This window comes from Janthinobacterium sp. ROICE36, assembly GCF_002869965.1.
GTDB lineage: Bacteria > Pseudomonadota > Gammaproteobacteria > Burkholderiales > Burkholderiaceae_D > Janthinobacterium.
Genome location: NZ_PEBS01000007.1, coordinates 112,214 through 125,550 on the forward strand (window position 1 = coordinate 112,214; position 13,337 = coordinate 125,550).

The following is a 13,337-nucleotide window of genomic DNA, read 5'->3' on the forward strand; positions in this document are numbered from 1 at the left end:
CGGCCAGTCCAGCATTCCAGCGGATTCTCGGCCAGGAATAATTGCCGCTGAAGGCCCCTTCAAATCAGCATTCGCTGTAAATTAAGCTACATTTATCCGGGTCGACCGGCGACCTGCATGTCATTTACGCCATTGTAATGGCTTTACCTCTTTGATTTTCAGTATGGCATTGACAATATTGCAATTGGCCGAATGCCGGAAAAGCCGTACCGTTGCAGCTTATTCCGTCATTACCGCAGCCTTATTTCTTGTTGGATTTTGTTGTTGAGAATCGCGAAATGGAGAAAAAAGAGTAACGCCGTATGGTCTGGCGCTCATGCTCTTCATCGTGTATGGCTAGGGTTGCCTTAATTAAATCGCTGCGGCTGACCAGTCCAACTACCTTACGTGAGCCGGGGTCCACCACCACCGGTGCGCGCTCGAGTTCATGCACCGCGAGCCGGGTGGCAACCGAACGGCATGTTTCGTCGGCCAGTGCAACGATGGGGACGTTCACTCCAAATAGTTCGCTGACGTATATTTTGTCGGCGACTGCTGCGATCAGCTCCGTACGGTCAAGCATGCCGACAAGTACGCCTTCACGTGTTACGGGAAAAGCCCGGTGTAGCTGCGCGCTGCCGAAATGCGACTCCAAGACGTCGATGATGTGGTCACTGGCCGCGATGCAGGTCGGGTTGGCCGTCATCACTTCCGCTACGCTGTGGCGCTCAAGCGGATCGATGCCGTACTCGCGGTAGATATGATAGCCACGACGCACAATCTTTTCGGTCAGGATGGAGCGATGCATGGTCAATACGGTAAAATCGTAGGCCACGACCGATGCTGTCAACACCGGGAGCAGCGCATTGGTGTCGTGCGTCAGTTCGAACGCGAATACCACCGCCATGATGGGTGCGCGCATCATCGCGCCCAACGTGGCGGCCATGAAGATCAGGACTTTGACCTGGAACGAAGCGAGCGAGCCAGTAAAATGGATGCCGACGACGATTTGAATCCCACGAGGCCCGGATGAGCAGATTTATCCCCGTAGACCGACAGACCAGCTACTTGTTTCCGCCATCGGTGGAAGACTGGCTGCCGGAGAACCACTTGGCGCGCTTCATCGTGGAGGTGATCGAGCGCTTGGATCTTTCTGAACCATGGCGCACCGGCTGAAAACCGAGACCGGCCGCGCTGACTATGCGTTGCGAGAGCAAACAGTCGAGCCGGTCTTTGGCATCATCAAACATGTGATGAAATTGCGCCAGTTTCTGGTGCGCGGAAAGCGGAAGGTCGCCAACGAGTGGGCACTGGTAGCCCTTGCATGGAATCTGAAGCGCATGAATGTACTGAATATGGCCTGATCGGCTAAAAAAAACCTGGAATCGAGCGCGAAACGGTGTGCCAGAAAGCCACTGGACGCTTTACAGCGTCGTGCGTGGCCCGATCACGGAAATAAGTTGGCGAAATCCAGCTGGACACGACCGGGCAGTTATCATCGAGCTTTAAGTCCGACAGACTGCTAGGCGGCCAGGCTGTTGCGCCGCGCATGGCCGGCGCAGCAGGCGCGCAGATAGCCACGCAACTCGTCGTAATTGACGGGCTTGGCAAAGAACACCACGCCGGGCGGCACGCCACCGCGTTTTTCCAGTTCCTCCGGCGTCAGGCTCGACAGCATGGCGATATGCATGTCCGCCAGCAGCGGGTCGGCCAGGATGGTGCGGATCACTTCGTAGCCGTCGATGCCTTCCATGATGATGTCGGCCAGCAGGATGTCGGGCTGGTCGCGGGCGATTTCCATCAGCGCCTGGTAGCCGTTCTCGCAAAAGCGCAAGCTTGCCTGCAAGCCCCATGAACCGATCTGCTTTTCATACAGCGCGCGTTCGATCGGATTGTCTTCGATCACCAGGATGGATGGCGGGCGGCCCGCTGGTGCGGGGCGGTTGGCCCGTGCCGCGCGCTGGCCCTGGCCCGGCTGGCCGGGATTGCCCTTGTAGGCTTCGACGGCCGCGAGGGGAATGCGCCGGTGGCCGCCCTTGGTCTTCCAGGCTTCGATAACGCCGGCCTCGACCAATTGCTGCACCGATGTGACCGAGATGCCGAGGATTTCGGCGGCCTTTTGGGTAGTGCATACGTCTGCAGTGTGCATGATGGGCTTTATGGTCGAGGATGAAGTTGAATGGAATGATACGCAATCACGCTCAAAAAATCAATTTCAACAAATTAGATGAATTCACTAAAAACCTGCCGTGCGGCGGGCCGGACTCTGCTGTGCGTGCGGTCAGGGCAATATCACGCCGTTATACACAAGTCCCGCCCGCCGAGCATCTGGCCGAAAATCCATTTACATTCAATGAGTTGCAGCAGCTCTTGTAAACTTGGCCGTTTTCGCGTTTACTCTCGCCTTTTGGATGAATCAATTGGCGACTGCATCGACGCACTGGGCAGCAACGGAGTTTGAACAGCTGGACTTGGGTGATGCGCGCCTGAACAAGCGAGCGAGAATACTGATGGAACGATTTGCGGCCGATCCGATGGCGAGCATTCCGAAGGCCAGCCTGGGCTGGAGTGAGACGGTGGCGGCTTATCGCTTCTTCGATAACGACAGCGTCGACTGGCGCACGCTGATGGAGCCGCACTGGCAACAGACGCAGCAGCGCATGGCGGCTCACCCCGTGATCCTGTGCCTGGAAGACACGACAGAACTGGACTTCAACGGCCAGGAGACCAAGGGACTGGGACCGCTGAGCTACGAAGCTCAGCGCGGCATGTACGTACATCCAACTTACGCCGTGACGCCCGAGCGCGCGCCACTGGGCGTACTGAACGCGTGGATGTGGGCGCGCACATTGAAGAATGAGGACGGCGAGCGCGGTGGCCCGAAGGAAAGCCTGCGCTGGATCGAGGGCTACGAGCGCATTGCCGAGATGGCGCCCACGCTTCCCGAACGCGCCTGGTGTACGTGGCCGACCGCGAAGCCGATCTGATGCCGTTGATGGCGCGGGCCCAGCAACTGGGCACGCCGGCCGACTGGCTGGTACGCGCCAAGCACAACCGCTGCTTGCCCGACGGCGACAAGCTCTGGGCGCATACCACCGAGGGGCTGCCGTTGGGTGAAATCACCTTCCAGATGCCAGCACGCAAGGACGTGAAGGCCCGTCCAGTGCATCAGCAACTGTGGGCACGGCGCGTCGAACTGCCTGCGGGCAAAGGGACAACAATATCGGCCACGTGCATCGTCGCGCGTGAAATTGGCGCGCCGCCTGACGCCACGCCGGTCGAATGGCGCTTGCTGACGAACCGCACGGTGGCCAACGACCTCGAAGCGGTCGCCTTGATCGACTGGTACCGCGCCCGTTGGGAAATCGAAATGCTGTTCGATGTGCTGAAAAACGCCTGTCGCGTCGAGGCGTTGCAACTGGGTACGATCGAGAAACTCGAACGCGCGCTGGCCCTGTTCCTGGTCGTCGCCTGGCGGATCGCCTACATGATGCGCAGTGGTCGCACCTGTCCCGACCTTGATGCCGCGCTGTTCTTCGACCCCGACGAGATTCATAGTGCTTACCTGTTGAATGATCAGGATGCTCCGGACAAACCCAGGCTCAACGATGTGCTACGACTGGTCGCACGACTGGGGGGATTCCTTGGCCGGAAAAGCGACGGCGAACCCGGCGTCAAGACCATCTGGCTTGGCATGAAAGAGGTCTACGTCGCAGCGAAAACAATGGGGAAATTACGAGACCGGGTCAACGCCAAGAATTGTGTATAACGGCGTGGGCAATATGGGCGTGCGGCTCCAGAATCTCGCGCCATTCGCTCCACTGCGCGTTGCTGTGGCGCAGCCGGGTTTCCCTGTGTTCCGCATCCAGGCCCAGTACCGGCGCGGCATGGCAGCGCACGGCGTCGCACAGGATGTCGGGCATGCCCCAGCCCCGCATGAGGCTGGCTGACAGCGCCAGTTGATGGTGGTGGCCCAAGCGCCGCCACTCTTCGCACAGCAGCAGCGCCGTGGCAGCACTGCCATGCTGGCCCAGCGGTTGACCATACGCTTGTGGATGCAGCATGGACAGGGCCAGTTGGCCGCAGGTGTACAGTTCTTTGGCCGGCGCCAGTTGCAGCGCATCGCCCGCCACGCGGGCGGCGCAGGCCATGGCCTGCGAGTGCGACCAGAATCGCTGCGCGTCGAAGTGCGCACATGTATGCGCATTCATGGCTGGCGCCCAATGTCGCTGCAGTGATGCGCCTGCGCGGCGCCCGTTTGCAGGGCGGTGACCGCTTGCGACAGCACGTCGAGCGCCATCAGGAGGTCCGCATGCAGGCGGCGCAGCGCGCCGATATCGTTGGAAAAGCCCGCATGCACGGCCTGGCGCCAGGGCCTGCTGTGGCAGCAGTCCCATGGCGTGGCTGCCGTCGAGATTTCCTGTGCCAGCACGCGTGCCGGGGCGGGGCGTTCGCAGCGCAGCGCATGGGCGATGCCGGCCAGGCGGTCGCGCGTCTCGGCCACGAACAGGGCCAGAATCTCCCCTTGCAGGCGCCGGTCGTAGCCGAACATGGCATCCAGGCGGGCCAGCGCGAACGGCGGCGTATCCGGCACCTCGGGCTCGGGCTGTGGCGGTGCCGTGTTGGCCACCTTGGCCGGCTGCTTGGCCTGGCGCCAGCGGAGGCGGTGCCAGAGCAGGGCGGCCAGCAGCAACAGCAGGCCTGCCAGGACCAGTGCGGGGCGCATCAGCGAGAGGTCTGCGCAGCGAAGGAAGGGGTGGATGGCGAGGAAGGCGTTGATGACAGTTCTCCAGTGCGGACTATGCAAGTGATCGTGCGTGATGGCGGAGATACAGTGTTTGGCGTGGATGGTTTTTTCATTCCACGATATAAATTTGTTTTATTCGAGAAATTTGTTATTTATTTTATTTAATATTCATCATCAGGGATGCATGATTTTGACTGGCTGGATGGGTGGGCGTGTATAAAAAGCCATGCGGCATGCAGCGGGCGTTCTGGCGTGTGGCACGCTTTGCCAATTAGTGAAAAAATGGGATTCCTTGATCGCCATCAAATACGGTGCGCAATCGCGTGCCGCCGATTGACTCTTGTAAAGGAGCATCATGACTGCCTCTGCCCGGCCTGGACCCTTGCTTATCATCACCGCAGTCATCTTCATCTTGCTGGGCCTGGCGCTTGCCGGTGGCGGCGCCTGGCTCGTCAGCCTTGGCGGCTCCTGGTATTACGTCGTGGCCGGCATCGGCATGCTGGTCGCCGGTGCGCTGGTGTGGAAAGGGCGGCGCAGCGCCCAGCTGTTTCTCGCGCTGCTGCTGTTCGCCACCTTGATCTGGTCCGTCATCGAAGTGAAGTTCGACTGGTGGCAATTGCTGCCGCGCCTAGATATCTGGTTCGCCGCCGCCGTCTGGCTGCTGCTGCCGTTCGTCGACCGCCGCCTCGATCCGCCGTTGGCCGCCGGGGCGAAACCGCGCGACGCGGGCAAGAGCGCCCTGGGCGCCGCCGTGGTGCTGACGGCTGCCGTGGGCGTGTTTTCCCTGTTCCAGGATTACTATACTTTGCACGGCGAAGTGCCGGCCGAGAACATGGCTGCCGTGCCGCAAGGCGATGTCGCGCCCGGCGTGGCGCCCAACGACTGGGCCGCGTATGGCCGCTCCGGCTATGGCGACCGCTATGCGCCCGCAGCCCAGATCACGCCAGCCAATGCTGCCCAGCTGAAACAGGCGTGGGTATACAACACGGGCGACTTCAAAGGACCGAACGACCCGGGCGAGATCGCCAACGAAGTCACGCCTCTGAAAGTAAACGGCATGCTGTATCTGTGCACGCCGCACAATATCGTCATCGCGCTGGATCCGGACACGGGCAAGGAGCTGTGGCGCCACGATCCGAAGATCAACCGCGACGCGTCCAGCTATCAGCACATGATTTGCCGCGGCGTCGCGTACTGGGATGTCAACGCGGGCCGCGCCAAGGATGATCCGGCGCCGCAGGCGGCCGGCATGGAGTGTCCGCGCCGCATCTTTGCCCCCACCATGGACGCCACCTTGATCGCCGTCAATGCCGATACGGGCGTAGCGTGCAAGAGCTTTGGCGAAAACGGCGTGATCGGCCTGTACCACGGCATGGGCATGAAGAAGCGGGGCTTTCTGATGCCCACATCGCCGCCGGCCGTGGCGCAGAATGTGGTGGTGATGGCCGCCAGCGTGACGGATAATTTTTCCACGGAAGAGCCGTCAGGCGTGATCCGCGGCTACGATCCCGTCACCGGCAAGCTGATGTGGAACTGGGATGCCGCGAACCCCGACGACACGGCGCCGATTGCCGATGGCAAGACCTATACCAACAATTCGCCCAATTCCTGGGGCGTGTCCAGCGTGGATGAAAAACTGGGCATGGTGTACATCCCGATGGGCAATGAAACCCCCGACACCTGGGGCGGCAAGCGCAATCCCCATGGCGAGAAATACAATAGCGCCATCGTCGCGCTGGACCTGGCAACGGGCAAGGTGCGCTGGGTGTACCAGACCGTGCACCACGATATCTGGGACATGGATATCGGCGGCCAGCCCACGCTGGTCGACATCGACACGCCAAAAGGCAAGGTCCCGTCCGTGGTGGCAACCACCAAGCGCGGCGATATCTATGTGATCGACCGGCGCGATGGCAGCCTGGTGGTGCCGGCGCCGGAAAAAGCCGTGCCGACCGCCAACGCGGCCCCTGGCGACACCCTGTCGCCCACACAGCCGTTCTCGGCGCTGACGTTCTTGCCCGAGAAAAACATCAGCGAAACGGATATGTGGGGCACGACGCCGTTCGACCAGCTGGCCTGTCGCATCATTTTCCGCCAGCACCGTTATGAAGGACCGTTCACGCCGCAAACGGTGGCCGAAGGCAAGATCAAGGGCGCCATCATCTCGCCGGGCCCTCTGGGTATCTTCGAGTGGGGCGGGGCGGCCGTCGATCCCGTGCGTCAGTTGCTGCTGGTCAATCCAGATTACATGGGCTTTCTGGAACGCCTGGTGCCGCGCGCGCAAGCCAACGCCAAGGGCGGCACGGGCACGGAAATGGGCTTGCAACCGCAGACGGGCGTGCCGTTTGCCGTGGAAATCAAGCCCTTCCTGTCGCCGCTGGGCTTCCCATGCCAGGCGCCGCCTTGGGGCTATATCGCCGCAGTCGACTTGCGCACCATGAAAAAAGTGTGGATGCACAAGAACGGCACCACGCGCGACAGCGCTCCCGTGCCCATCGCCTTGCCGCTGGGCGTGCCCAGCCTGGGCGGCATGAGCACCACGGGCGGCGGCGTGGCCTTCCTCAGCAGCACGCTCGACTATTACATCCGCGGCTACGACGTGCGCAACGGCAAAACCGTGTGGAAAGCACGCCTGCCGGCCGGCGGCCAGGCCACGCCGATGAGCTATGTTTCCGACAAGACGGGCAAGCAATATGTGGTGGTGATGGCCGGCGGGCATGGTTCGCTGGGCACGAAGATGGGCGATAGCCTGGTGGCGTTTGCCTTGCCGGATGAGGCTGTGGAGAAGAAAAACTAGAAAGCGGAGGGCAAGCACCGGGAAAGGGCTGGGGTCAGTCGCTGCGCGATCGGAATGCGACCCATTGGTACGCATTCCCCCGACGGGTCTGACCCCAGATTTTTTATTGCGCCGCCAATCCCAGCTTCAAGCCCACCAGCTTGCCCGGCGCAGCCGCCGTTTTTTCCGGCGCGCCCGCGCTGACCCTGGCTGCCGGCGTGCCATCCTGCTGCAGGGCCGCCAGAATCGCTGCGCTGCGCTGGGCGCCCAGCTTGCTCAAGGCGTCGGCAGGCAAGGGTTGCCTGGCTTCCAGCTGCTCGCGCAAGCCGGCATAAAACGCGCCCGTGTCGGCCACTTGCGGCTCGCCCTCGATCAGCTTGCCCAGGCGTTGCAAGACGGGGATTTTTGCTGCCGCCGGAGCGGACGCCGCCGTTGCTCCAGGCGCGGTCGATTCCGCTGCTTTCTTCTGCTTGTCCAGCTCGGCCTTGCCGAAGCGCTCGCTGTACAGCTCGTGCAGGGCGCCCCGTACCTTGCTTTCGCCCAGGTTCAACGGTCCCGGTTCTTCGCCCGCTTCCAGCTTGATGCCGGCCTTGGCGGCGACGGCGCGGCGCACGGCCTGGGCGCGCAGGGCGGCCCCGTCCTTGTCGCTGTACTGGCCCGGGACGGCCAGCTTCAGCTGGTCGCGCTTGGCGAGGATTTGCGCCACCTGTTTGAGCTTTTCCCGCTCGGGCGGCAGCAGCACGGCGCTGCCCGCATCGAAATCGATGGATTCGAGCTTGTCGGCACTGATGCCCAGCAAGTTGCCCAGCGCGCGGAACGGCGCCGTGACGATTTTCGTCAGCACATTACCCACGGCTTTCCAGATCAAGGCGCCATAGCTGAATTGCGGGTCGTTCATGTCGCCCGACACGGGCAAGCCCAGGTCGATGCGCCCGTCGCTATCCTTGAGGATGGCCAGCGCCAGTGCCAAAGGCAGTTTCAAGGCGTCGGGACTGTCGATGTGCTCGCCCAGGGTCAGCTTGTCGAGCACGACCTGGTTGGTGCCGTCGAGCTGGCGGTTGCGCACCTTGTATTGCAAGTCCAGCGAAATCTTGCCTTCGGCCACCTTGTAGCCGGCGAACTTCATCGTGTACGGCGAGGCGGACACCATGTCGACGTTCTTGAAGACCACGTTCAAGTCCGTGTTGTCGGTGGGTGCGAACGGGTTCAGCTGGCCACGCACGCGCGCCAGGCCGAATTCGTCGATGCGGCCATCGAGTTCGATCTGGCTGCGCGCATCGCGTTTCGTCGACAGCCCCGTGACGACGCCATTGAGCTCATAAATCTTGGCCGCGAACTGGGGCCGCAGGCTCAGGTCGGCAAAGTCCAGCTTGGCGTTTTGCAGGCGCACGCGGCGCACGCGCACGGGGAAGGCGGCGTCGGCTGCCGGCGTGGCGACGGCCGCGGGCGCCGTTGCTGGCTCCGGCGCCTTCACCAGCAGGCGCTGGGCGTTCAGGCTGCGGTCGTTTTCGATGATCAGCTGGGCGTTCGGTTCCACTACGCGCAGTTCAGGGATGTCGAGGAAGTCCGGGCCCATGCTGGCCGTCAGCTTGTCGGCACGCACGCTTTTCCATGACGCAAAACGCTTGCCATCCGTTTCATTGAGCACCAGGCCAGCGATATCCACGCCGCCCACATAGCGGACCGTGGGCGCTTTCGGCGCGCCGCCGCCCGTCGTCAGGCGGCCGCTGCCGGAGAGAGAGCCGCCCGCCAGCTTCAGTTTCACATGCTGGGCCAGCAGCGCTTGCACGGGCGCCAGGGTCAGCTGTTTCAAATTCAGCTGCGAATCGACGGCGCCCGTGCCCGGCACGAACTTGCCCTTGGCCGTGAGCAAGCCGCCTTCGCGCAAACCCACGCCCAGCTCGAACGGCAATGCCTGTTGCATATCGTTGCTGACGTTGTGCAACGAGAGCCGCGCATCTTGCAGCGTGCCCTTGATGCCCGTGCCTGCATCATCGAAACGCGCGCCGAACTTGCTCAGTTCTACCTTGTCTACCTTGGTCGACCACGGCGCGGATGGTGCATCCTTGTTTGCATCGGCTTTGCCGGAGGGAAACACGGGCAGCTTTTGCGCAATCGCAAACTCTCCCTGGCGGTTGCGCGCCAGGTCGATCTGCGCGCCGCTGGCCGTCAGGGCGCCCAGGTGCACGGTACGCGCCGCCAAGTCGATCTTGCCTTCCGTAAAGCCCAATTGCTCCAGCTTGAACGGCGTTTGCGCGCCGCGCTGCATGGCCAGATCGGCCAGGGCAAAGCTGGCGCCGTCGATGACGATGGCCGTGCCGGCCTGGGCTTGCTGCAAGCCCAGTTGCAGCTGCAGTTGCAACTGTTTCGCGCTCAGCTGCAGCGCCGGCGAGACGGTTTCATCGATGGCGGACACGTCTACGTTGGCCAAGGCTACTTGCTTCAAGTCCACTTTCCACTTGCCCGGCTTCGCAGGCACGGCTGCAGGCGTGGCGGTAACGGGTGCGAGATTGCCAGGCAGCATCAGGTTCGCCACGTCGATCTCGCCCTTGGCATTGCGCCGCACGGCCACCTTGCCGCCGTACAGATTGACTTTATCCACCGTGACGCTTTGGCGTGCCAGATCGGCGTTCACGCCGGCGATGCCCAAGGTGGCCAGCGAGGTGAATGGCTCTCCTTTTCCCTTTACCTCGCCTTGCGCCAGCGCCAGGTCGCGCAAGGCCAGGCCGGCGCCTTTGACCGTGGCTTGCAGCGTACCGTCGGCATAGGAAAAGGCATAGGGCAGGCGCGCCGACAACTTGCCGCTGGTCACTTGTGCGCGCGTATAGGCTTTCAAATACGCGGCCAGGCCGGGCAGGGAAGCGTCGTTCAATATCAGTTCGCCTTCGCCGCGAATCGGGCTGAGCGAGGCCGTGCCGCGCCAGTGCAGCTTGCCGCCACGCGCCGCGTCGGCGCTCAGGATATAGCTGCCGTTGGCGTCGGGCAGGGTGGAGATATTGTCGAGCGTAAAGTTGATCGGGGTGAAGTTGTCCGCATAGCCCGCCTTCTGGTCTTGCCAGTCCACTTTGCCTTGTTCCAGCGCAAAGTGGGCGATGACGAGGCGCGGCATGCCGCCTTCGCTCTTTTCCCGGTGATTGCGTTGCCAGGTGGCCAGCACTTCGGCCAGGTTGAACTTGCCGTCCGGCGTGATCGTCAGCTGCGCCTGCGGTGCCGTGATGCGGATTTCCGCCAGGCTCCAGGCGCGGCGCACGATGGATTTCCATTCCAGTTGCACGGCCAGCGCGCCGATGGACAGCAGCGGCGCATTGCTCTTGCCATCTGCGCCGGGCGCTTCCTTGAACGCAATCTGGTCCGCTTCCAGCCGCAAGGTGAACGGGTTGAAGCGCACGTCTGCGATACTGGCCTGGCGCGCGAGCTCTTTCTCGGCAAATTTGGGTAACTGGTTTTTGATGACGTAGGGCACCAGCCAGAAGCCGGCCGCGCTGTAGGCGGCCAGGGCGCAGCCTGTGCCAACGGCCCAGCGCTGCCAGCGTTTCCAGCGTTTCCAGCGAAATGTTTTCGTCTGCACGCTTTTGTTGTCGATTGTGTTCACGAACTAACCTTTTGATCTTGTTGAGCGGCACATCCTGCGTGCCGTGACTGTCAGTATGCCTCTTTGCGGCCTCGTCTGCAAAATCCAAACGTGTTGATGTGATAACAGGCTGCCAGGCGCACTGTTTATCTTGTGAAAACGCGCCTATTCTCACGAATTGCCACTTACATATTGTGAATGATTCTCGTTACGGATATCATGCCGCGTAACTTGAAGTTTCCTTCCATCACTGTTTCTGTTGAAAGACTTGTTTTTATGCGCGCTGTTTTTCCCTCCTTGCAATTACTTCCAGTGGCCGCCGCTCTGTCGCTGGCCTTCGCTACCCACGCGGTGCGCGCGGCCAATGGGGCCAATGGCCAGGACGACTTGACGGCTGGCGATGCGAAAGTCATGCAAGCCGTGCAGGTGACAGGCGCGCGAGCGCAAGGCCTGGTGCCTGTCACCACGGAGGCGGGCAGTTTTCGTGGCGCCAACATCATGGACGTACCCTCGACCGTCAACGTGATCACGCGCGAATTGCTGGAGCAGCAAGCTGTCTCGGGCCTGTACGATGCCGTGCGCAATACGGCGGGCATGACGCGCCAGCAAAATGGCGGCGAAACGTGGGATCAATTGGTGATACGCGGCATTGCCGTGGAAAACCGCACGAATTACCGGCTCAACGGCTCCATGCCGATCATGAACTTCTCGCAAGTGCCCATGGAAAACAAGGAGCGGGTGGAAGTGCTGAAGGGCGCCTCGGCCCTGTACTACGGTTTTACCTCGCCCGCCGGCGTGGTCAACTTCGTCACCAAGCGGGCCGGCAGCAAGCCCGTCACCAGCATGGGCTTGAGCGTCGATGACCGTGGCAGCGCGGTGGCGAATATCGACGTGGGCCGCCGCTTTGGCGTGGAGCAGGAATTCGGCGTGCGCATCAACGCGGCTGGCGGGACCTTGGGTTCCTACCTGGACCATGTCGGCAATGGCAACCGCCGCTTTATCTCCACGGCGCTCGATTGGCGCGTGACGAATAAACTGCTGCTGAAAGCGGACCTGGAATACGAGCGCCGCAAAGTGACGGAGCAGGCGGGCGTGGCCTTGCCGGCCGCCGTAAAGGGCGTGATCAGCCTGCCGCGCGCCGTCGATCCGCGCCAGTTGATCGGCCCCGACTGGTCGGCGTTCGAGGCGCAGACGAAAAACGCGCAATTGCGCGCCGACTACGCCATCACGGAGGGCTGGGCCCTGACGGTGGAGGCGGGCCATTCGGAAACGGCGCGCCACCGTCGCCTGGCCATCTTCCGCCTGAACAACGCGGCCGCGCTGGCCACGGGCGCGGGCCGTATCACGGGCAATATCCAGCACAGCGTGACGGCCTCGGACTTGCTGCGCGCGGAATTGGCCGGTAATTTCAACACGGGTTGGATTGCCCATGAACTGACCCTGGGCGCCTCGCGCACGGACAAATCGCAAGATCCGATTTACCAGAGCAATTACACGATTGCGTCGCAAAACCTGTACAACCCCGTGCGCGTGACGAATGTCGTGTTCGGTCCCAAGCCGGTTTCGCCGACGACGGCCGCGCTCGACACGCGCGACACGGGCTTGTATGCGCTCGACCGCATGGTCTTCAGCCCACAATGGCAAAGCGTCATCGGCGTGCGCCGCAGCAGTTATCAAAGCGACCAGGGAGCCAGCCACTATGACGTCAGCAAGACCACGCCGATGGCCTCGTTGATCTACAAGGCCACGCCAGAGCTGTCGTTCTACGCGTCCACGGCGCGGGGGCTGGAAGAGGGCGAAACCGGCCCGACGGGCACCGTCAACCAGGGCGTCAAGATGGCGCCCGGCGTGAGCAAGCAGAAAGAACTGGGCGCGCGCTGGCTGACGCCGGGCGGCAGCTTGCTGTCGGCCGCGCTGTTCGACATCACGCGCCCCGGCTATTACACGACTGCCAGCAATGTGTTCACGTCGGACGGCGAACAGCGCTACCGTGGTCTGGAGGTCTCGACGCAAGGCAAGCTGACGCGCCAGTTGTCGTGGCAGACGTCGGCACAGTTGCTCGACCCCAAGTTTGCCCACATTAACAGGGTGTTGAAAAAGGACCCCAGTCCTTCGGATTTTGTCGCCAGACATGCGAATTTTTCGGGCTGGAAGCCGCATTTTGGCTAAAAAGCAGTTTTCAGCCACTTTTCAGGCCGTTTTTTGACATTTTTTAGCGCTTTCCGTACTCTATGGACGGAGTTATCCAACCACCGCCGATAAAC

9 protein-coding genes and 2 pseudogenes are annotated in these 13,337 nt (G+C 62.0%); 6 read left to right on the forward strand and 5 right to left on the reverse strand.

The annotated features are described in order from the left end of the window. Positions 1-241 precede the first annotated feature (241 nt). Positions 242-1,018: a CBS domain-containing protein gene (locus tag CSZ94_RS04950; RefSeq protein ID WP_258000782.1), complete on the reverse strand. Its 777-nt coding sequence runs from the start codon at positions 1,016-1,018 to the stop codon at positions 242-244. Between CSZ94_RS04950 and CSZ94_RS27925 the strand changes: the two genes are divergently transcribed. Both CSZ94_RS27925 and CSZ94_RS04955 read left to right on the forward strand, forming a co-directional pair. Further along, on the forward strand, positions 1,009-1,155 hold the full coding sequence (locus CSZ94_RS27925; RefSeq protein ID WP_180977371.1) for a hypothetical protein: 147 nt from the start codon (positions 1,009-1,011) through the stop codon (positions 1,153-1,155). The two genes, CSZ94_RS04950 and CSZ94_RS27925, sit on opposite strands and share 10 nt — an antisense overlap. Further along, a pseudogene (locus tag CSZ94_RS04955) lies at positions 1,137-1,343 on the forward strand (transposase); the annotation flags it as partial. The gene CSZ94_RS27925 and the pseudogene CSZ94_RS04955, both read left to right, overlap by 19 nt. A gap of 158 nt (positions 1,344-1,501) precedes the next feature. On the opposite strand, the gene CSZ94_RS04960 reads toward CSZ94_RS04955, so the two are convergent. Further along, positions 1,502-2,128, reverse strand: a complete 627-nt coding sequence (locus CSZ94_RS04960; protein WP_102120490.1) for a response regulator — start codon at positions 2,126-2,128, stop codon at positions 1,502-1,504. Positions 2,129-2,163: 35 nt separating this feature from the next. On the opposite strand from CSZ94_RS04960, the gene CSZ94_RS27530 reads away from it, so the two are divergent. Together CSZ94_RS27530 and CSZ94_RS04965 are read left to right on the forward strand one after the other, a co-directional pair. After that, the gene (locus tag CSZ94_RS27530) at positions 2,164-2,355 is read left to right on the forward strand and encodes a hypothetical protein (protein WP_146009744.1); all 192 of its coding nucleotides are present in this window, start codon (positions 2,164-2,166) and stop codon (positions 2,353-2,355) included. A 35-nt stretch (positions 2,356-2,390) separates the two neighbouring features. Beyond that, positions 2,391-3,748, forward strand: a pseudogene (locus CSZ94_RS04965) (IS4 family transposase). Here CSZ94_RS04965 and CSZ94_RS04970 read toward each other — a convergent pair. Continuing rightward, positions 3,726-4,190, reverse strand: coding sequence for an HDOD domain-containing protein (locus CSZ94_RS04970; protein WP_180977372.1), 465 nt, complete (start codon positions 4,188-4,190; stop codon positions 3,726-3,728). The pseudogene CSZ94_RS04965 and the gene CSZ94_RS04970 overlap by 23 nt on opposite strands. Then, on the reverse strand, positions 4,187-4,786 hold the full coding sequence (locus CSZ94_RS27930) for a hypothetical protein (RefSeq protein WP_180977373.1): 600 nt from the start codon (positions 4,784-4,786) through the stop codon (positions 4,187-4,189). Before CSZ94_RS27930 ends, CSZ94_RS04970 begins: the two co-directional genes overlap by 4 nt. Before the next feature lie 295 nt (positions 4,787-5,081). On the opposite strand from CSZ94_RS27930, the gene CSZ94_RS04980 reads away from it, so the two are divergent. After that, positions 5,082-7,523 (forward strand): membrane-bound PQQ-dependent dehydrogenase, glucose/quinate/shikimate family, encoded by a 2,442-nt coding sequence (locus tag CSZ94_RS04980; RefSeq protein WP_102120493.1) that lies wholly within the window; start codon positions 5,082-5,084, stop codon positions 7,521-7,523. Positions 7,524-7,626: 103 nt separating this feature from the next. Here the strand turns inward: CSZ94_RS04980 and CSZ94_RS04985 are convergent, their stop codons facing one another. Next, positions 7,627-11,094 carry a DUF748 domain-containing protein gene (locus CSZ94_RS04985; RefSeq protein WP_258000778.1) on the reverse strand — a complete coding sequence of 1,156 codons (3,468 nt, stop codon included), beginning with the start codon at positions 11,092-11,094 and terminating at the stop codon, positions 7,627-7,629. 276 nt (positions 11,095-11,370) lie between these two features. Between CSZ94_RS04985 and CSZ94_RS04990 the strand changes: the two genes are divergently transcribed. Beyond that, on the forward strand, positions 11,371-13,242 hold the full coding sequence (locus CSZ94_RS04990; RefSeq protein ID WP_308410536.1) for a TonB-dependent siderophore receptor: 1,872 nt from the start codon (positions 11,371-11,373) through the stop codon (positions 13,240-13,242). Positions 13,243-13,337: the final 95 nt, after the last annotated feature.